General features: G+C 67.1%; 22 protein-coding genes. 3 read left to right on the top strand and 19 right to left on the bottom strand.

The window, feature by feature from the left end:
• The first annotated feature begins 7 nt into the window (after positions 1-7).
• From ASD72_RS12850 to ASD72_RS12840, 3 genes are all read left to right on the top strand, one after another.
• Positions 8-775: an NAD kinase gene (locus ASD72_RS12850; protein ID WP_056880352.1), complete on the top strand. Its 768-nt coding sequence runs from the start codon at positions 8-10 to the stop codon at positions 773-775.
• 119 nt (positions 776-894) lie between these two features.
• Positions 895-1,386, top strand: a complete 492-nt coding sequence (locus ASD72_RS12845) for a hypothetical protein (protein WP_056880351.1) — start codon at positions 895-897, stop codon at positions 1,384-1,386.
• Positions 1,387-1,426: 40 nt separating this feature from the next.
• Entirely contained in the window at positions 1,427-2,353 is a 927-nt protein-coding gene (locus ASD72_RS12840) for a 5'-nucleotidase (protein WP_056880350.1), read from the top strand.
• A 99-nt stretch (positions 2,354-2,452) separates the two neighbouring features.
• Here the strand turns inward: ASD72_RS12840 and ASD72_RS12835 are convergent, their stop codons facing one another.
• From ASD72_RS12835 to asnS, 19 genes are all read right to left on the bottom strand, one after another.
• A complete protein-coding gene (locus tag ASD72_RS12835) occupies positions 2,453-2,995 on the bottom strand; it encodes a DUF2939 domain-containing protein (RefSeq protein WP_056880349.1) in 543 nt (180 codons plus the stop codon).
• A 16-nt stretch (positions 2,996-3,011) separates the two neighbouring features.
• Positions 3,012-3,698, bottom strand: a complete 687-nt coding sequence (locus ASD72_RS12830; RefSeq protein WP_056880348.1) for a DUF2461 domain-containing protein — start codon at positions 3,696-3,698, stop codon at positions 3,012-3,014.
• Positions 3,699-3,776: 78 nt separating this feature from the next.
• Positions 3,777-5,216 carry an exodeoxyribonuclease I gene (sbcB, locus tag ASD72_RS12825; RefSeq protein WP_056880347.1) on the bottom strand — a complete coding sequence of 480 codons (1,440 nt, stop codon included), beginning with the start codon at positions 5,214-5,216 and terminating at the stop codon, positions 3,777-3,779.
• Positions 5,213-6,586, bottom strand: a complete 1,374-nt coding sequence (locus ASD72_RS12820) for an NAD(P)/FAD-dependent oxidoreductase (protein WP_056880346.1) — start codon at positions 6,584-6,586, stop codon at positions 5,213-5,215. Before ASD72_RS12820 ends, sbcB begins: the two co-directional genes overlap by 4 nt.
• A gap of 12 nt (positions 6,587-6,598) precedes the next feature.
• A complete protein-coding gene (locus tag ASD72_RS12815; RefSeq protein WP_056880345.1) occupies positions 6,599-6,928 on the bottom strand; it encodes a GIY-YIG nuclease family protein in 330 nt (109 codons plus the stop codon).
• 76 nt (positions 6,929-7,004) lie between these two features.
• Entirely contained in the window at positions 7,005-8,279 is a 1,275-nt protein-coding gene (kynU, locus tag ASD72_RS12810; protein WP_056880344.1) for a kynureninase, read from the bottom strand.
• 58 nt (positions 8,280-8,337) lie between these two features.
• A complete protein-coding gene (locus tag ASD72_RS12805; RefSeq protein WP_056880343.1) occupies positions 8,338-9,348 on the bottom strand; it encodes an amidohydrolase family protein in 1,011 nt (336 codons plus the stop codon).
• 79 nt (positions 9,349-9,427) lie between these two features.
• A complete protein-coding gene (locus tag ASD72_RS12800) occupies positions 9,428-9,835 on the bottom strand; it encodes a hypothetical protein (protein WP_056880342.1) in 408 nt (135 codons plus the stop codon).
• On the bottom strand, positions 9,819-10,460 hold the full coding sequence (locus ASD72_RS12795; protein ID WP_155944637.1) for a nucleotidyltransferase domain-containing protein: 642 nt from the start codon (positions 10,458-10,460) through the stop codon (positions 9,819-9,821). The genes ASD72_RS12800 and ASD72_RS12795 overlap by 17 nt, the downstream gene beginning before the upstream one ends.
• An 89-nt stretch (positions 10,461-10,549) precedes the next feature.
• Positions 10,550-11,164 carry a hypothetical protein gene (locus tag ASD72_RS12790; protein WP_056880341.1) on the bottom strand — a complete coding sequence of 205 codons (615 nt, stop codon included), beginning with the start codon at positions 11,162-11,164 and terminating at the stop codon, positions 10,550-10,552.
• Between the two features lie 24 nt (positions 11,165-11,188).
• A complete protein-coding gene (locus ASD72_RS12785; protein WP_056880340.1) occupies positions 11,189-11,737 on the bottom strand; it encodes a 3-hydroxyanthranilate 3,4-dioxygenase in 549 nt (182 codons plus the stop codon).
• A 1-nt stretch (position 11,738) separates the two neighbouring features.
• Complete coding sequence (locus ASD72_RS12780) at positions 11,739-12,134, bottom strand: RidA family protein (protein ID WP_056880339.1); 396 nt, start codon at positions 12,132-12,134, stop codon at positions 11,739-11,741.
• Positions 12,127-12,801 (bottom strand): carbonate dehydratase, encoded by a 675-nt coding sequence (gene can / locus ASD72_RS12775; RefSeq protein WP_056880338.1) that lies wholly within the window; start codon positions 12,799-12,801, stop codon positions 12,127-12,129. Before can ends, ASD72_RS12780 begins: the two co-directional genes overlap by 8 nt.
• 15 nt (positions 12,802-12,816) lie before the next feature.
• Positions 12,817-14,238 carry an aldehyde dehydrogenase gene (locus tag ASD72_RS12770; protein WP_056880337.1) on the bottom strand — a complete coding sequence of 474 codons (1,422 nt, stop codon included), beginning with the start codon at positions 14,236-14,238 and terminating at the stop codon, positions 12,817-12,819.
• Between the two features lie 42 nt (positions 14,239-14,280).
• A complete protein-coding gene (locus ASD72_RS12765) occupies positions 14,281-15,069 on the bottom strand; it encodes an SDR family oxidoreductase (protein ID WP_056880336.1) in 789 nt (262 codons plus the stop codon).
• A gap of 70 nt (positions 15,070-15,139) precedes the next feature.
• The gene (locus tag ASD72_RS12760; RefSeq protein ID WP_056880335.1) at positions 15,140-15,769 is read right to left on the bottom strand and encodes an FMN-binding negative transcriptional regulator; all 630 of its coding nucleotides are present in this window, start codon (positions 15,767-15,769) and stop codon (positions 15,140-15,142) included.
• Between the two features lie 7 nt (positions 15,770-15,776).
• The gene (locus ASD72_RS12755) at positions 15,777-16,085 is read right to left on the bottom strand and encodes a hypothetical protein (protein ID WP_056880334.1); all 309 of its coding nucleotides are present in this window, start codon (positions 16,083-16,085) and stop codon (positions 15,777-15,779) included.
• A complete protein-coding gene (locus ASD72_RS12750; protein ID WP_056880333.1) occupies positions 16,082-16,387 on the bottom strand; it encodes a hypothetical protein in 306 nt (101 codons plus the stop codon). Before ASD72_RS12750 ends, ASD72_RS12755 begins: the two co-directional genes overlap by 4 nt.
• Positions 16,387-17,787 (bottom strand): asparagine--tRNA ligase, encoded by a 1,401-nt coding sequence (gene asnS, locus ASD72_RS12745; protein WP_056880332.1) that lies wholly within the window; start codon positions 17,785-17,787, stop codon positions 16,387-16,389. Before asnS ends, ASD72_RS12750 begins: the two co-directional genes overlap by 1 nt.
• Between the last annotated feature and the right edge of the window lie 99 nt (positions 17,788-17,886).

Below are 17,886 nucleotides of genomic sequence, written 5' to 3'. Positions count from 1 at the left end.
GCCACGGATGACCACACCCCGCATCGCCTTCCTCGCCAGTCCCACGCCCGAGGCGCAGGACGCGCTGGCCGCGTTGCAGGCCGAGCATGGTGCGCATGCGCCCGACCAGGCCGATGTGCTGTGCGCGCTCGGCGGTGACGGTTTCATGCTGCAGACGCTGCACCGGCACGGTGCGCTGGGCAAGCCCGTGTTCGGCATGAAGCTGGGCACGGTGGGCTTCCTGATGAACCACTATCGGGAAGATGGACTGGTCGAGCGGATCGCGGCGGCGGAGCCCGCCAAGCTGCGTCCCCTGGAAATGCAGGCATTGACCGAGTCCGGTACCACCACGTCGTCGCTGGCCTACAACGAAGTCTCGCTGCTCCGGCAGACGCGCCAGGCCGCCCATATCCGCATCGACCTCAATGGCGAGACCCGGCTGGACGAACTGATCTGCGATGGTGTGCTGACCGCCACGCCGGCCGGCAGTACCGCGTACAACTTCTCCGCGCATGGTCCCATCCTGCCGCTGGGCTCGAACACCATCGCGCTGACGCCGATCGCGCCCTTCCGCCCGCGTCGTTGGCGCGGTGCCATCCTCAAGGCCGACACCGAAGTCCGTTTCCGTGTGCTCGACCCGTACAAGCGACCGGTCAGCGCCACGGCCGATTCGCACGAGGTGCGCGACGTGGTCGAAGTAACCATCCGCGAATCGCGCGACCGCATGGTCACGTTGTTGTTCGACCGCGAACACAACCTCGAAGAGCGCATCCTCAGCGAGCAATTCATGACCTGAGTCGCAATGTCCCCGGGGACAACGCGATTCCGCCGCAGTGCGGCTTGCCGCCTCTCCCGACGCGTGCTATCCAGCGCCGCGTAGCGGTTCGGTTCGCATCCACCCGGGGAGGGGTTCCGATGCAGTTGAAATACGCGTTGGCGATCTGCGCCTGTCTTGTCATGGCCGATGCGGCGGCCTGCAACCTGTCCACCGGCACCACGCCGTTCACCGTCGCGGCCACCCCCGCAGCGGAGGCGGGCGACGCCTTGCGCGCACCGGCGCTCGAGATGGTCAGCCTGACGCGCGGCATCAACGGGCGCGCTTCCTGCGATACCAGCGGCCTGCTGACAGTGAGCGTGGAGTGGCCGCGGGGCACGGACTACAAGTTGCGCGACCTGGGTTTCGAGTTCCGCGTGGTCGGGGGCGAGGACCGGCTGTCCATTTTCCCCGGGACGCCCGTGGCGGGTCGTGTCGACGGTCGCCGCAGCGAGTTCGTCTTCGTCTGGCAGGACGGGCCGCCTGCGCAACAGCAGCCGATCGACCTGGTGGTGGAGGTGCGTGCGGTCACGCCGGACAACCGCCGGGGACCACCCGCGCAACTGCGCATCGCGGTCGCGCCCGGCAGCTAGCGTCTCGCGCCGTGCGCCCGGGATGACGGATACTGTGCGCATGGCCGACAACACCCCCCGCTTGCTTACCGTTGCCGTCACCTCGCGTGCGCTGTTCGACCTGGAAGAGAGCCACGCGCTCTACGAGCGCGAAGGCGTGGAGGCGTACAGCGACTACCAGCGCGCGCACGAGGACGACATCCTCGCGCCAGGCATCGCATTTCCGGTGGTGCGCAAACTGCTGGCGCTCAATGCCGGCGCGCCGGAGGACACCCCGCGGGTCGAGGTGATCCTGCTTTCGCGCAATTCCGCCGACACCGGCCTGCGCATCTTCAACTCCATCCAGCACCACGGCCTGGGCATCGTGCGCGCCACCTTCACCGCAGGCGAGGCGACCTGGCCCTACGTCAAGCCGTTCGGTACCGATCTGTTCCTGTCGGCCAATCCGGAATCGGTGCGCCGTTCGCTGGAGCATGGCATCGCCGCCGCGACCATCCTGCCGGCCAGTGCACCCCAGCAGCAGCGGCACGAACATCAGCTGCGGATCGCGTTCGACGGCGACGCGGTGATCTTCAGCGACGAAAGCGAACGCATCTCCCGCGAGCAGGGCGTCGAGGCATTCGGCAAGCACGAGCAGGCGCGTGCGCGTGAGCCGCTGTCCGGCGGTCCGTTCCGCAACTTCCTGTCGGCGCTGCATCAACTCCAGCAGGTATTCCCGGCCGACGAACGTTCGCCGATCCGCACGGCGCTGGTGACGGCACGGTCGGCGCCTGCGCACGAGCGGGTGATCCGCACGCTGCGCGAGTGGGGCGTGCGCCTGGACGAAGCACTGTTCCTGGGCGGGCGCCACAAGGGTCCGTTCCTGGAGGCCTTCGGCGCGGACATCTTCTTCGACGACTCGCAGCACAACATCGACAGCGCCCGCCAGCACGTGGCGGCCGGTCATGTACCTCACGGCGTGGCGAATCCGCGCCCCGATCGACCGTGAGTGTGCAAACGTCGAGCGCGTCGCAACGCGCCGATAGGGTGAACTGCCGGTGTTTGTTGTTCTTGAATTTCCAGGTGCGCGGCCGCGCCTGAGGCCGTCTTACAACGGCAGCCGGATATCCGTCAGCCGCCAGCGCAGGCCCTGGCGGGTGAACACGAACACGACGGGATCGCCCTCCGCATCACGGATGGTCGCCGTGAACCGGGACAGGGATTCGTACCGGTGCGTCGCTTCCTTGAGCGGATCGGCCGGGACCGCAGGGGCGTAAGTGTCGCCGCCGACCGTCTCGCCGATCGTGCGTTTCCACGTTGCGCGGCCTTCCAGGATCGCGGCGATGCCCATCGGCGTCACCAGGGTGTCCACGCCGCGGCCAAGCAGGCTGTTGGCGATCGACAGGGCAGCGGCGCCGAACAGGTTGGAGGCCACGTCGGTGCCCGCGCGACGCGCCAACGCATCTTCCACCTGCGCCCGCAGGTTCACGCGCAACGCGGGGAAGTCCACGTGCTTCTGCAGCCTGCCGGTGTCCTGTTCGGCCAGGGCCGTGCGGATGCCATGGATCGCCAGGTAGGGCCCCGCAGCGACATAGCCGGCCAAGCCGATGATCGCGGCGAGCAGCACTCCGATCACGAGCGATTTCTTCATCGACAAGGCCTCCGGCTCAGAATTCCAGATCCAGCGCGGCACACAGGTAGTCCACGAACGGCCCCAGTGCCTTGAGGTCGCCGGCGACGGTCTGGCGCAGGCGCGGGCCCGTCATCGTCGCGCCATCGAGCGAACGCCAGAACACGAAGTTGCGGTGCTTCAGGTCCTCGATGAACTCGAAGTCGGCCGGAAAGCCGCGCGGAGGACGCACCAGTTTCTCGCTTTCCTCGAACTCGAAGCGGCGACGGAAGGGCGCATCGTGCGCGGCCTTTTTCCAGCTGCCGGGATTGTCGAGGATGAACTGACGCACGCGGCGCTGCGTATCGGGCTCCGGATGCCACAGGCCGGCACCGACGAAGCACTCGCCCGGCTGCAGATGGAGGTAGAACGAGGGCGCGGGCACCTGCTTGTGGCGCTCGTGGAACAGGCGCGCGCCCTGCCAGGACTTGTACGGCGATTTGTCGTTCGAGAAACGCGCATCGCGATAGATGCGGAACAGCGAACCGCCGACGGTCTTGGGATCCGACCGGAAATGCAGGCTGACCTCGGCGAGGTCGGGCTGGAGATCGGTCAGCAGGCGCAGGAACGGTTGGCGGACATGGTCCTCGTACTTCGCCTTGTGCGTGTTGAACCAGGTCTTGTCGTTGTGTCGCGCCAGCCCGCGCAGGAACTTGAAGCTGGCGTCGGAGAAATAGGTGGCCATGCGTCGATTGTAGTCATGCCGGTGTCAAATGGCCGACAAGACTGTCCTCGATGAAGGCTGCATCCCCGCCGGGAGGCGTCAGAGGGTCCCGCCCAGGTCGTCGCGCCACTGCTGCAGATGGTCGAGCAACGCTAGGCGCGTGCCGTCGCCTGCGTGGTTTGTGCGCAATGCCGCGAGTTCCTGGTCGAAGGCCGAGAAGCTCAGCTCGGACAGTCCGCTGTCGGTCTGCAGACGGGTGCGCCGGTAGTCGTCCCAGCGCGCGCGCTCGGTGGCATCCAGCGTCCCGGGCCAGTTCCGGGCGCGATAGCGGAACAGCAGTTCGGGCAGGCGCGGGTCGCGGAAGCCGAAGTCCCGCTGACCGAGCAATGCGGGCGGCGTGGTGCGCACATCGGTGAAGCGGCGCTTGTCGGCATCGGCAAGGAAGCCGTCGTACAGCGAGCCATCGACGTCGCCGGGCGGATACTCCTGCGCGCCGGAGAACACCTGGCGCACCTTCTCGGCCAGGTCGGGCCCCGCCTGCCGAAGCGCTTCGGCGTGGCGTGCGACGCGATCGGGATCGATCTGCATGCGTTGCAGGTCATCGGGGCGCAGGTGCGCCCACGCCACCAGCGAGGGGGCCTTGTTGAGGTGGACTTCCTTCAGCGGGATGCGCTGTTCGCCCTCCGGCAGGTCGGCAGCGGGCGTGTAGAGCCGGTCGGCGATGTCCGTCGGCGACATCGTCAGCAACGGCGCCGGGTCGCTGTCCAGGTCGAACACGATCACGCGGCTGTCGAAGCGCGGGTGGCGGGCCAGCGGCAGCACCGGTGCGGCACACAGGCGGCTGGCCGGGTAGCGTTGCGAAACGTGCAGGACCGGTTGCATCGCCACGGTGTCCAGCAGACGTGCCGCGAAGCGCTTGTCGCGCAGCTGCAGCGCGTAGTCCCACAGGCGCGGTTGTGCTTGGCGCATCAGGCGTGCCAGGCCGATGGTGGCGACGACGTCCGACAACGCCTCATGCGCGTCGCCATCGCGCACGTGGTTCGCCAGTGCCAGGTGTTCCAGCTTGAAGGACGTGGCGCCATCTTCGCGCCGCGGCCACGTGATGCCGTCCGGGCGCAGGGCGCGCATCAGCCGCATGACGTCGAGCAGGTCCCATCGGGAATTGCCGCCACGCCACTCGCGCTCATACGGCTCATGGAAATTGCGGAAGAGGCCATGGCGGACGAATTCATCGTCGAAGCGCAGGCTGTTGTATCCCAGCGTGCACGTCTCGGGCCGCGCCATTTCGTCAACGATGCGGGCGAAGGCTTCCGCCTCGTTGACGCCCTCGCGCAAGGCGCGTTGCGGGGTGATGCCGGTGATCAGCGTGGCGACCGGGGACGGCAGCAGGTCGTCGGCGGGCTGCACGAAAAAACCGATCGGTTCGTCGATGACGTCCAGCGCGGGCGTGGTGCGGATCGCCGCGAACTGGGCCAGGCGACTGCGACGCGGATCGGCGCCGAAGGTTTCCAGGTCGTAGAAGAGGAAGCTGGCGCTCACGGCGCCGCATCCACCAGGGGTGCGAGCGTGGACGCCACGTCCGCATCCACGGCCGCCCAGTCCACCTGGTCGAGCGTCCCGCGACCGGTCGTGTGGCGCACCAGCAAGGCGCGCTGCACTTCGCTGCGATGCTGGGCGACGGAGTAGGGGATGCGCATGAAACTGACCATCGTGTAATGGGGCACGAAGCGGTCAGGGTGGCGCTGCTGCAGGGCCAGCTCGAGTTCGCGCTGCAGCAGGAAGCCGCTGTCGTCGACCTTGTCGCGCATCTCCACGTAGTTCTCCAGCGCCATCTCCTGGATCGCGAGTGCATCAGGTTTGCGTTCGGCTTCGAAGGCGGCGAAGGCGGCGGCCAGGTCCTCGGTGGCTTGCAGGTGGCGGGCCAGCGACACGCAGTCTTCGAAGGCGCAGTTCATGCCTTGGCCGTGGAAAGGCACCATCGCGTGCGCGGCATCGCCCAGGAGGACGGCTTGGCCGCCCAGGTGCCAACGGTCCAGGTAAAGCGTGGCGAGCAGGCCGACCGGATTCGCTTCCCAGTCCTCTTCCAGTTCGGGGATCAACGGTACGGCATCCGGAAAATCCCGCAGGAACAGCGCCTTCGCCTCGGCGCCCGTGCGCACGCTGGCGAAGCTCGGGTCGCCCTCGTTCGGCAGGAACAGGGTGACGGTGAAGGTGCGCTCGTCGTTGGGCAGTGCGATGCACATGTAGTGGCCGCGGGGCCAGATGTGCAGCGCGTTGGGTTCCATGATGAAGCTGCCATCCGCCGCCGGCGGGATTTCCAGTTCCTTGTAGGCATGGTCGAGGAACTCGGTGCGTTCGCCCAGGTCCTCGCGCGCCATCATGGCGGCACGCAAGGACGAGCCGGCGCCGTCGGCACCGACGAGCGCGGAGAACCCGGACTCGATGCGGCGGCCATCGCGATCATCGACGAAGCGCGCAACGGAGGCATCGAAGTCGACGCTTTCGAGCCGATGGTGGAAGTGCAGGTTCGCGCCCGCCTGTTCGGCCAGATCGAGGAGCGTGATGTTGAGATCGCCGCGGTGGATCGACCAGATCACCTCGGAGTCGTCGCGACCGTAGCGCTGAAGCTGCTGGCGGCCATCCAGCGCATGCACCATGCGCCCGCGCATCATCACCGCCTGGCGCATCACCGCACCGTCGGCATCGGCCATCCGCAGCGCATGGCGTCCGCGCTCGGCCAGGGCGAGGTTGATGGACCGGCCGCCTTCGTAGCCCTTGAGCCGCGGATCGCCGCGTTTCTCGTGCACGTCGACCCGCCAGCCCGCGCGCGCCATCAGCGTGGCCAGCAGTGCACCGGCCAGGCCGGCACCGATGAGGGTGATGTGTCGCGGAGAGTGAGTCTTGTCCAATGGCTTGATCCGTCATCCCCGCGAAAGCGGGGACCCAGTGACTTGGCTCTGGCCGATGATGTCAGGCCAGAGATCGTTCCAGTAAGGGTTGGATTCCTCGATGAGCCTGATCTTCCATGCCCTTTTCCATTTCTTGAGCCGCATTTCTCTCGTGATCGCACTGTCCATCGTTTCATGCAACTCGTACCACACCAGACATATGACATCGTGACGATGAGTGAAGCCTGGTACTGCGTGATTCCGATGTTGCCAGATACGTCCGACGAGATTGCTGGTGACGCCGATGTAGAGCGTTCCATTGCGCCTGTTCGCCAGGATGTAGGTTGCCGGTTGCTTTTCCATAAGCGTCCGTCGTACAGCAAAAGTCGCTGGGTTCCCGCCTGCGCGGGAATGACGGCCTCCGGTCGTCAGAATCTGATCAGAAGCCGCGCCACGTCTCGACTTCCTCGATGAAGCGATGGACGTCCATGAAGCGGTTGTACAACGGAGCAGGGGAAATGCGGATCACGTCCGGTTCGCGCCAGTCGCCGACGGTACCGACCGACAACAGGTAGTCGAACAGCTCGCGCCCGCGTTCGCGCCCGCCGATCACGCGCAACGACAGCTGCGCGCCGCGCCGGGTGGGGTCCGCGGGCGTGACGATCTGCAGGACATCGGACAGCCGCGCCTGGATCAGCGCTTCCAGCAGACCGGTGAGCTTGAGGGACTTCGTGCGGATCGCGTCCATGCCGCCGGCCTTGTCGAACAATTCCAGCGACGCGCGCAACGGCGCCAGCCCGAGGATCGGCGGGTTGCTCAACTGCCAGCCCTCGGCGCCTGGCGTCGGCACGAAGTCCGGCGCCATCCGGAAGCGGGTGTTCTTCTCGTGGCCCCACCAGCCGGCAAAGCGCGGACGGTCGGTGTTGGCATGCCGCTCGTGCACGAAACAGCCGGCGACCGCACCGGGCCCGGAGTTGAGGTACTTGTAGTGGCACCACACCGCGAAATCGACGCCGCTGTCATGCAGTTGCAGCGGCAGGTTGCCGACCGCGTGCGCCAGGTCGAAGCCGACGACGGCGCCCTGCGCCCGGCCCAAACGGACGATTTCCGCCAGATCAAACGCCTGCCCGGTGCGGTATTGCACGCCGGGCCACAGCACCAGCGCCAGGCGCGGGCCATGTTCGGTGATGGCACGCTCGATGGCAGCCATCGAGAAGGTGCCGTCCGCCTGGTCGGGTGTGATCTCGATCAGGTCGGTCGCTGGATCGAAACCATGGAAGCGGATCTGGGATTCGACGGCATGACGGTCGGACGGGAACGCACCCGCCTCCATCAGGATCGCCGGCCGCGCGGCGGTCGGCCGGTAGAAGCTGACCATCATCAGGTGCAAGTTGGCGGTGAGCGTGTTCATCGCCACCACTTCCGCGGACTGCGCGCCCACCAGGCGCGCCAACGGCTCGCGCACCAGCTCGTGGTAGGTCATCCATTGGGCGTTGCCGGTGAAGTGGCCTTCGACGGCTTCGTTCGCCCACTTGTCCATCACTTCGTTGATGTACCCGCGCGCCCCTCGGGGCTGCAGGCCCAGCGAGTTGCCGCAGAAGTAGATCTGGTCGTTGTGCTTGTGGCGCGGGATCAGGAATTCGTTGCGGAGCGCGCGCAGCGGGTCGGCGGCGTCCAGGGCGATGATGTGGGTGCGGGACAGCGGGTCGGTCATGGAAAGTCAGGTCAGGCGGAACGATGCCGGTGGCGGAGCCCCGGGACGGAAAACGGGATCATGAAAAACGGGAAGCGGGCAGGCCCAGCCATTCGAGCGCCGTACCGTGGTACAGGCGCGCCTGCCGGGCCTCATCGAGGCCGAGCGCGGCGATGCCGGCGCCGGGCTCCTGCTCGCCCAGCGGGAACGGGTAGTCGGTGCCCAGCATCACGCGGTCGTGGCCGACGGTGTCCAGCAGGTAGTGCAGGGCACGCGGGTCGGCGACCCAGGAGTCGAAGTACACGCGGCCGAGATAATCGCGCGGGTTGCGTGGATTGTCCGTTGCGACCAGGTCCGGGCGCATGTTGAAGCCGTGTTCGATGCGGCCGATGGTGTAGGGAAAGCTGCCGCCGCCATGCGCGAAGCACACCTTGAGCTCCGGCAGGCGTTCCAGCACGCCGCCGAAGATCAGGCAGCAGGCCGCACGCGACTGTTCGGCCGGCATGCCGACCAGCCAGGGCAGCCAGTACTTCGGCATCGACGCGGCGCCCATCATGTCCCAGGGGTGCACGAGGATGGCGGCGCCGAGTTCGCTGGCTGCCTGGAAGAACTCGAACAGCTCGGGCGCGTCCAGGTTCCAGTCGTTGACGTGGCTGCCGATCTGCACGCCCTGCAGGCCGAGCTGGTCCATGCAGCGTTCCAACTCCTGCACGGCCAGGCGCGGCGATTGCAGCGGCACGGTGCCGATCCCGGCGTAGTGACGGGGATAAGCGCGGCAGGCCGCGGCAGTGTGGTCGTTGAGCGCCTGGTGCAACTCGAGCGCATGGTGCGGCTTGGCCCAGTAGCTGAACATGACCGGCACCGTGCTGATGACCTGCACCTGCACGCCGAACCGCGCGTAGTCGGCGATACGTTCTTCCGGGTCCCAAGTCTTGGGCCAGATTTCGCGGAAGAACTTGCCGTCCTTGTAGATGCGGTGGCGGCCGTCGTCCCCGTGGTGGATCACCGGGAAGCGCAAATCGCCGTACTTCGCGGCCAGGTCGGGCCAGTCGCGGGGCAGGAAGTGCGCATGGGTGTCGATTTTCAGCATCGTCGGATTGTAGGGGCTGCCTGCCGGGGATTCGCGCTGCAGTGCCGCGACGGAGCTGAAACGTGCGAGGCGTCTGCGTTCATCGTTCCAGCGCGTCGGAGACGCGTTCGCAGGCGGCGATCAGGTCGTTGACCAGACGCTTGTCCACGTCCACGTGGCCTTCGTACTCGGCCAGGTTGCGCAGGTCGTGCGCCTTGGCCAGCACGCGCCAGACCTCGGGCCCGAGCTGCAGCGTGTGCGGCAGCACCTGGAACACGATATAGCGGTGGCGCGCGCGGTAGCCCGCACGACGCAAGGCCGCCAGACTCAATGCATGGGCGGCGTTGTAGGCCAGGTCGAAGCGGCTTTCCAGCGACAGCGCGTCGTTGTGGGCATCCGCCAGCCGGGCCCGTCCGGAGCGCAGCAAGCCGGCGGTTTCCTTCTCGTCGGGCGGCTCAGCACTGAGCGGGCCGCTGTGGGTGACCAGCTTCTCAAGTGGCGAGGTCATCGTCGCTCCCGATCAGCCAGTGGCGCGGCTGCTGCAGTACGCGGGTGACGAAGCTGTTGCCGGCGTCGAGGCGGCTACGCAATTCATTGCGTGCGTACACAGTAGGGTTGATCTGCCGGCCCAGCCGTTCGGCCACCGGATGCAGGGCCAGCATCACCTCGGCATAGGCCAGGTCGTCAGCGATCACCATGAGGTCGATGTCACTGCGTGCCGTGTCGCTGCCTTTGGCGATGGAGCCGTACAGGAAGGCGGCGTCGATGCGGTCGGCCAGCGGCGCCAGCGCTTCGCGCAGCGGTTCAGCCAGGCCGAAGGTCTTGCGGACGATGGAGGCCAGTTCGTCGTGGATCGGGGCATCAGGATTGGCGCGGTAGCGCTTCTGGTTGCCGACATGCTCGACCGTCAGCAAGCCGCTGCCGGCCAGACGGGCCAGTTCGCGCTGGACCGCACCGCTGCCGGCGCCCGTCGCCTGGATCAGTTCGTTGACCGCGTAGCTGCGCCCGGACTCGCCGAACAGGCAGGCCAGCACGCGTTGCTGGGTGGTGGTGAAGAGGGCGCCCGACAGACTGGCGGTGGCGTAGCGCGCCGCTGCTTCGCTGACTTTCCCGGATCTGGGGGTGCCGTTCATGCCCATATCGGGCACGATAATGCCCAGATTGGGCAGATGCAAGCTGCGGTATGGGCCAAGCACTGCATCCGCGGACCGCCGGCAGCTCGTTAGTCCTTCGACCAGGCTTGTCTAGCCCTGCGCAGTTCCTCGATGGTCGGTGGGTCCGGATTCACTGTCTGGCCATTCATCTTGGCCAGTTCTTCGAGCCGTGCACGCGTCTCGGCCAGGGTAGGCACTTGCATCGCCTTTCGGTCCTCGTCGCTGACGACACCGTCAGCAACGGGGTACAGAAACATCCCCTTGTCATCGGAATGGAACTGGGTGCCATACCACTGCGGCTGGAGCTGCGTGGCCATGATCCTGTCCCACGATGCCGCCGTCAGCCAGCGATACTGCTTTTCTTCCGGTTCCAGGGACATCGCGATGGTCGACAAGGCATGCGCAAGCCGGAAATCATCCAGGTTTTCGCCGTGCTGGAAGACCATCGCCGCGTGGTAATAGTCGATTGCGGCGCGGGCTTCGCCTGCACTCAGGAGTTCCTGCACACGTTCGCGGCGACGCCTGTCTTCGGGAAGGAGGACGGTCCAATCGATCTCGGCAGGCGTGGAACGTGCGGCCTGGTCGGCATCGTGGATCGCCGCCAGCTCCGCATTCTGGGCGTTTGCCGGGAGCGCTGCCGACAGAAGAGACAGCGCGATGAAGAGACAAGTCGAGACGTGCATGGAATGACCTCTCTCCTTGAGGACTCAGGTGATATCGGCCTGCGAGTCCGCCTGCATCTCGTAGTGGCTCGGCCGGGGGTTCAGGTGTCCGCAGGCCTTGCAGGTGCGCAGTTCGTCGTTGCGGTAGAAGGCCTCGAACACCCTGAAAAAGTCCTGCTCGATGTCGTTGAGGTGGAAATACTCTTCGTACACCTTTGCGTTGCAGCGCTCACAGAACCACAACAAGCCGTCATCTTCGTGCGGCAGTCGCTTGCGTTCGATGACCAGGCCTACGGAATCGGGCATGCGCTGTGGCGAATGGGGCACGCGCGGTGGCAGCAGGAATATTTCGCCGGCGCGCAGCGGGATGTCGCGCGGGGCGCCGTCTTCCTGGATCCGCAACACCATCTCGCCTTCCAACTGATAGAACCACTCCGGGCCTTCGTCGTAGTGGTAGTCGGTACGGGCATTCGGGCCACCCACCACCATCACGATGAAGTCGCCGGCGTAGATGACCTTGTTGCCGACGGGCGGCTTCAGCAGGTGGCGGTGTTCCTCGATCCAGGCCTGCAGGTTGAGCGGGTTGGGCAGCATGTCAGCGACGCTCCGGCAGGTGCGCGATGCACTTCAGTTCGATCGAGATCGGCGTGGGCAGAGCGGTGATGCCGAGCGTGGTGCGGCAGGGCGCGGCCGCGGCATCGGGGAAGTGGTCGGCCCAGACCTGGTTGTAACCCGGGAAATCGCCTGCCATATCGGTCAGGTAGACCGTGACGTCCACCAGATCCTCCCAGCGGGCGCCGCTGGTCTCCAGTACCGTGCGCACGTTGGCGAACACCGCGCGGCTCTGCGCTTCGATGCCGGCGGGAATCGCATTCGTCGCCGGATCGCGCGGACCGATCCCGGACAGGAACAACAGGTCGCCGACGCGGCGCGCGTGCGGGTAGCGGCCGACCGGCTTCGGCGCATCGCCCGCCTGGACGACGTCATTCATCGCGCTTGCCCTTGGGCGGTACGCTCGCGAGGGCGCGCTGGTAGGCAGGCTGGATGCCATCCACGCTGGCCACGTCCATGCCGAGCTCGCGCACGCGGCCGTCGAACAGGCTGTAGACCCAGCCATGGATCGCGAGTGGCTGCCCACGCGCCCAGGCATCCTGGACGACCGTAGTCTGGCAGACATTGAAGACCTGCTCGATCACGTTGAGTTCGCACAGGCGCGCGTGGCGCAGCGATTCGGTGTCGACCTGTTCCAGCAGGTCCGCGTGCTTCATCGCCACGTCGGCCACGTGGCGCAGCCAGTTGTCGGCCAGCCCCACGCGCAGGCCGGTCATGGCCGCGTGCACGCCGCCGCAACCGTAGTGGCCGACCAGCAGGATGTGTTCGACCTTCAGAATGTCGACCGCGAACTGCACCACCGACAATGCATTGAGGTCGCCGTGCGACATCACGTTGGCGATGTTGCGGTGAACGAAGACCTCGCCGGGGTCCAGCCCGAGGATCTGGTTGGCCGGCACGCGCGAATCGGAACAACCGATCCACAGGTAGCGCGGGGATTGCTGCTGCGACAGCCGCTTGAAGAAGCCGGGATCCTCCTGCTTGATGCGGGCGGCCCAGTCGCGGTTGTTCTGCAGCAGTTGTTCGAGTTCGGAAAGGTCAGACATTCGCTTGGTTCGTCCTCAGCGCAACGCCACGCAGACGTTCTTGGGTTCGGTGAAGAAACGCATGGCCTCCAGGCCGCCCTCGCGGCCCAGGCCGGACGCGCCCGCGCCGCCGAACGGCGTGCGCAGGTCGCGGGTCATCCAGGTGTTGATCCAGACGATGCCGGCGCGCAGCTGCGCGGCCAGGCGGTGGGCGCGGTCGAGGTCGCGCGTCCAGACGGTCGCGGCCAGGCCGTAGTCGCCGGCGTTGGCCAGCGCGAGCGCATGGGCTTCGTCTTCGAACGGCTGAAGCGTCACCACCGGCCCGAAGATCTCCTCGCGGTTGGTGATGGCCTCGGGCCCCAGCCCCTCGATGACCGTCGGCGCGATGAACCAGCCGGGCCGGTCCAGCGCGTGCCCGCCGGTGAGCACGCGACCGCCTTCGACGCGGGCACGGGCGATGCAGCCCAGCACCTTGTCGAAATGCGCCTGCGACACCATCGCGCCGAGCCGCGTGGCAGGATCGTCCAGCGGCCCGGCCTGCAGTGCGCGCGCACGTTCGACCAGTGCTTCGCGGAATTCCTCGTAGATCGCCTGCTGTACGAGCAGGCGCGATCCGCACAGGCAAATCTGACCCGCATTCTGGAACGCCGAGCGGAGCAGGGTGTCCAGATGGGCGCGCCAGTCGCTATTGGCGAACACCAGGGTGGCGTTCTTGCCCCCGAGCTCCAGCGAGACCTTCTTCAGGTGCGGTCCGGCGAGTCCCGCGATGCGCCGGCCCACCGCCGTACTGCCGGTGAACGACACCGCCTTGACGGCCGGATGCAGGACCAACGGCTCGCCGACGGCGGGGCCGGTGCCGTGCACGATGTTCAGCACGCCACGCGGCAGGCCGATCTCCGCGGCGAGTTCGCCCAGCATCGTCGCGGTCGCAGGCGTGATCTCCGACGGTTTCGCGACCACGGTGTTGCCGGCAGCGAGCGCGGGCGCGATCTTCCAGGTGAAGAGATAGAGCGGCAGGTTCCACGGCGATATCGCGGCGACCACGCCCAGCGGCGTGCGCAGCGTGTAGTTCAGCCCGGCTTCGCCATGGTGCGATTCGCTGGCGAACTGGGTGGCCGCATGCGCGAAGAAGCGGAGATTGGCGATCGCGCGAGGAATCTCGATGTCGCGCGCCAGTGCCAGCGGCTTGCCAGCGTCACGCGACTCCGCGGCAGCGAATGCGTCCAGGCGGGCTTCCAGGGCATCGGCCAGGCGCTCCAGCCAGCGCGCACGGGCGCTGGGCGGCAGGGAAGCCCAGGCCGGAAAAGCGGTTTCCGCCGCATCGATGGCCTGCAGCACATCGCTTTCGCTGCCGTCGGCCACCTCGGCATAGACCTCGGCCGAGGCCGGCTCGAAGACAGGACGCCAGGCACCTCCGGTGCGCGGTTCGCCATCGATGAAGTGGCTGTAGCGTTCCATGCCCACTAGCTTAACCCGGCTGGCAAGCCCCCCGGGGCGGCGTCAGAGGGACTGCATGCGGCCGCCATCGACGGCCAGGCTGACACCGTTGACATACGCCGCGGCCGGCGTGGCGAGGAAGGCGATCGCGGCCGCGACTTCGTGCGCATCGGCGAAGCGGCCCACGGGCACGCTGGCCAGCATGGCGGCGCTGATGGCCGCCTCGTCCTTGCCGGTGGCCTGGACCCGGTCGCGCAGGATCTGCTCCAGCCGTTGCGTGTGCGTATAGCCCGGCAGCACGTTGTTGACGGTGATGCCGTCCGGCCCCAATTCCTTCGACAGGGTCTTGGCCCAGCTGGCCACCGCGCCGCGGATGGTGTTGGACACGCCGAGGTTGGCGATCGGTTCCTTCACCGAGGTCGAGACCACGTTGATGATCCGGCCCCAGCCGGCGGCCCGCATGCCGGGCGCCACGGCCTGCGCCAGCACCTGGTTGGCCAGCAGGTGGCGCTGGAACGCGGCGAGATAGTCCTCGGTGCCGGCATCGAGTGCCTTGCCCCCAGGAGGACCGCCGGTGTTGTTCACCAGCACCTGTACCGGACGTTCGGCGACCAGTGCGCGGATGGCGGCATCGAGCGCTGCGGTATCGGCGACATCCTGCGCGAGCGCGCCGTGCCGTTGGCCCTCGACGACGATGGGCAGGGCGGTCACCACGTCGGCCAGCACGCTGGCGCGACGGGCCAGCACGGTGACATCCGCGCCGAGCAGCGCGAGTTCGACAGCGGCCGCGCGGCCGATGCCTTCGGAGGCGCCGCAGACCAGCGCGTGTCGGCCGGCGAGGTTCAGGTCCATGCGGGATGTTCCGGAGGAAGAGTTCGCCGAGTGTACCGGTGCCCGGGCGCGTGCTCCCTGTTGCTGGGGCTCAGTCCGTCCGGCGCGCGAGCCGATCGCGCATCAGTGCCGCGATCTGCAGGTTGTCCTCGCCGCCCAGTCGCTGCAGCGCATCCGCGGCACCTTCGACATTCGCGGCCGGATGGTTCTGGTTGAGCTTGAACTTCAGTTCGATCCGTTCGGCGACGAAGCGGAAGCCGATGATGCCGCGCAGCTGTCGCACATGGTCGTCGCGGTCATGCTCGAAGCGCCAGTCGTTGCCAACATGCGCCTCGTTCACCTGGCTGAGGCGGTCGACGATCGAGGCGAGTTGCGCGGTGTCGTCGGTGGTTTCCAGTGTGCCGTGCAGGTGCGCCACCGCGTAATTCCAGGTCGGGACGCGTGCCGCTGCTTCCTTGTCCGCATACCAGCCAGGCGACACGTAGGCGTGGGGGCCGTGGACGATGACCAGGGCGGGGCCGGCATGGCGTGCCTGGGGGTTCGGCCGGGCCCAGTGGCCTTCCACGACGATGCGTTCCCCATCCCGCGCATACAGCACGGGCAGGTGGCTCACGAAGGGCAGCCCGTCTGCGACGGTGACCAAGGTGATGAACGCATCGCGGGCGATCAGCCCGTCGAGCCCGGCGAGGTCAGCTTCGGCGAAGGCGCGGGGGGTGTACACGCGGGTGTCAGGCGCGTCCGCCCAGCGACCGCACCATCTGGGGAATCAGCGCGGTGTCTTCCTCGCCCTGTGGCGGCATCACGTCGGTCAGGGCGAAGCCGCGTGCCAGCGCGTCGTCTTCATCCAGGCCGTCGAAGGCCACGAACTCCGCGTCGAACAGGGCTGCGCGTGCACTGTCCTCGCTGTCGTAGGGCAGGGTATTGCCGTCGCTGTCCAGCACTTCGGCCGTGCCTGCCTCCAGCACACGCAGGCGCGCCCAGATCAGGGTGCGGCCGAGCGAGGCGAGGTACCAGTCTTCGCGGAGGAACGGATTCATGCGAATGCCTCGGCCCACAGGGCCAGCAGGCCGGCCATCGTGATGCCGAACAGGATCACGCAGAGCGAGATCCGCGCCGGCGTGGCCAGGCCCGACAGCGACGGGTCCGGAATCGCGCGGTAGCCGCCGCCCAGCAGCCAGCGCAGGGCGACGGGCTTCAGGAAAGCGCCTTCGCCCCATTGGGCGCCGAGCGCGCCGTGGCGGTCGCGGACATGCACCAGCGTCAGCGGCCAGAAGATGACGAACGCGCAGAACCCGGCGATCGCCACGCCGACGAAGCAGAGGGCGAAGAACAGGATCATCAGAACTCCGCGTTACCGGGCGCACGCGGGTAGGCGATGGCGTCCCGGATGTTGCTCAACCCGCACACGTACACCACCAGTCGCTCGAAGCCCAGGCCGAAGCCGGCATGCGGCACCGAGCCGTAACGGCGGAAGTCGCGGTACCAGCCGTAGTGCGCCGGATCCAGCCCGAACTGCGCCATGCGCGCATCCAGGATGTCCAGGCGCTCTTCGCGCTGGCTGCCGCCGATGATCTCACCGATGCCCGGCGCCAGCACGTCCATCGCCGCGACGGTCTTGCCGTCGTCGTTCAGGCGCATGTAGAAGGCCTTGAAGTGTTCAGGGTAGTTCGTCACCACCACCGGACGGCCGACGTGCTGCTCGGTCAGCCAGCGCTCGTGTTCGGTCTGCAGGTCCAGGCCCCACTCGACCGGGAACTCGAACTTCTGCCCCGACTTCTGCAGCAGCGAGATCGCATCGGTGTAGTCGATGCGCTCGAACGGCGAGTTGACGAAGGCTTCCAGGCGGGTCAGTGCGGTCGGTTCCACGCGCTCGGCGATGAAGGCCAGGTCGTCGGCGCGCTCGCTGAGCACGGCACGGAACAGGTACTTCAGGAAATCCTCGGCCAGCTGCGCGTTGGCCGCCAGGTCGTTGAACGCGACTTCCGGCTCGATCATCCAGAATTCGGCCAGGTGGCGCGTGGTGTTGCTGTTCTCGGCGCGGAAGGTCGGGCCGAAGGTGTAGACCTTGCTCATGGCCAGCGCGTACGCCTCGGCATTGAGCTGGCCGGACACGGTCAGGAAGGTTTCCTTGCCGAAGAAGTCGCGCGAGAAATCCACGGCACCTGCCTTGTCGCGCGGCAGGTTGACCAGGTCGAGCGTGGATACGCGGAACATCTGGCCGGCGCCTTCGGCGTCGGACGTGGTGATGATCGGCGTGCTGATCCAGAAGTAGCCGTTCTCGTGGAAGAACCGGTGCACGGCCTGCGCCAGCGAATTGCGAATGCGGGTGACCGCACCGAACAGGTTGGTGCGCGGGCGCAGGTGGGCGAACTCGCGCAGGTATTCCAGCGAGTGCTGCTTGGGCTGCATCGGGTAGGTGAGGGGATCCTCCACCCAGCCCACCACCTCGATGGACGAGGCCTGGATCTCGAAACTCTGGCCCTGGCCCTGCGAGGCGACCAGCGTGCCGGTGGCGACGACGGCGCAACCGGAGGTCAGGTGCTTGATCTCGGATTCGTAGTTGGACAGGGAATCGGGCGCCACCACCTGGATCGGGGCGAAGCACGAGCCGTCGCTGACGTTGACGAAGGACAGGCCCGCCTTGGAGTCGCGCCGCGTGCGCACCCAGCCGCGCACCGTGACCTCGCCGCCGGCCGGGAGCTTGCCCGCCAGCGCATGTTCGACGCTTACCACCGTCATGGCTTGAATCCTTCGGTAACAGTCTTATTAATGGAACGCGGAGTTTAGCAAGAGCCGCGCGGCCGACGGCGCACCCGCGGCTATAATCGTCCCGTCGCA

It is taken from the genome of Pseudoxanthomonas sp. Root630, from assembly GCF_001427585.1.
Classification (GTDB): domain Bacteria; phylum Pseudomonadota; class Gammaproteobacteria; order Xanthomonadales; family Xanthomonadaceae; genus Pseudoxanthomonas_A.
This window is presented reverse-complemented; position numbering and strand designations above follow the sequence as displayed.

Bases quoted from the DNA above. Each gene is read 5' to 3' on its own strand.
- ASD72_RS12850 (WP_056880352.1), top strand. From the start codon at position 8: ATGACCACACCCCGCATCGCCTTCCTCGCCAGTCCCACGCCCGAGGCG.
- ASD72_RS12845 (WP_056880351.1), top strand. From the start codon at position 895: ATGCAGTTGAAATACGCGTTGGCGATCTGCGCCTGTCTTGTCATGGCC.
- ASD72_RS12840 (WP_056880350.1), top strand. From the start codon at position 1,427: ATGGCCGACAACACCCCCCGCTTGCTTACCGTTGCCGTCACCTCGCGT.
- ASD72_RS12835 (WP_056880349.1), bottom strand. From the start codon at position 2,995: ATGAAGAAATCGCTCGTGATCGGAGTGCTGCTCGCCGCGATCATCGGC.
- ASD72_RS12830 (WP_056880348.1), bottom strand. From the start codon at position 3,698: ATGGCCACCTATTTCTCCGACGCCAGCTTCAAGTTCCTGCGCGGGCTG.
- ASD72_RS12815 (WP_056880345.1), bottom strand. From the start codon at position 6,928: ATGGAAAAGCAACCGGCAACCTACATCCTGGCGAACAGGCGCAATGGA.
- kynU (WP_056880344.1), bottom strand. From the start codon at position 8,279: ATGACCGACCCGCTGTCCCGCACCCACATCATCGCCCTGGACGCCGCC.
- ASD72_RS12805 (WP_056880343.1), bottom strand. From the start codon at position 9,348: ATGCTGAAAATCGACACCCATGCGCACTTCCTGCCCCGCGACTGGCCC.
- ASD72_RS12800 (WP_056880342.1), bottom strand. From the start codon at position 9,835: ATGACCTCGCCACTTGAGAAGCTGGTCACCCACAGCGGCCCGCTCAGT.
- ASD72_RS12795 (WP_155944637.1), bottom strand. From the start codon at position 10,460: ATGAACGGCACCCCCAGATCCGGGAAAGTCAGCGAAGCAGCGGCGCGC.
- ASD72_RS12790 (WP_056880341.1), bottom strand. From the start codon at position 11,164: ATGCACGTCTCGACTTGTCTCTTCATCGCGCTGTCTCTTCTGTCGGCA.
- ASD72_RS12785 (WP_056880340.1), bottom strand. From the start codon at position 11,737: ATGCTGCCCAACCCGCTCAACCTGCAGGCCTGGATCGAGGAACACCGC.
- ASD72_RS12780 (WP_056880339.1), bottom strand. From the start codon at position 12,134: ATGAATGACGTCGTCCAGGCGGGCGATGCGCCGAAGCCGGTCGGCCGC.
- can (WP_056880338.1), bottom strand. From the start codon at position 12,801: ATGTCTGACCTTTCCGAACTCGAACAACTGCTGCAGAACAACCGCGAC.
- ASD72_RS12770 (WP_056880337.1), bottom strand. From the start codon at position 14,238: ATGGAACGCTACAGCCACTTCATCGATGGCGAACCGCGCACCGGAGGT.
- ASD72_RS12765 (WP_056880336.1), bottom strand. From the start codon at position 15,069: ATGGACCTGAACCTCGCCGGCCGACACGCGCTGGTCTGCGGCGCCTCC.
- ASD72_RS12755 (WP_056880334.1), bottom strand. From the start codon at position 16,085: ATGAATCCGTTCCTCCGCGAAGACTGGTACCTCGCCTCGCTCGGCCGC.
- ASD72_RS12750 (WP_056880333.1), bottom strand. From the start codon at position 16,387: ATGATCCTGTTCTTCGCCCTCTGCTTCGTCGGCGTGGCGATCGCCGGG.
- asnS (WP_056880332.1), bottom strand. From the start codon at position 17,787: ATGACGGTGGTAAGCGTCGAACATGCGCTGGCGGGCAAGCTCCCGGCC.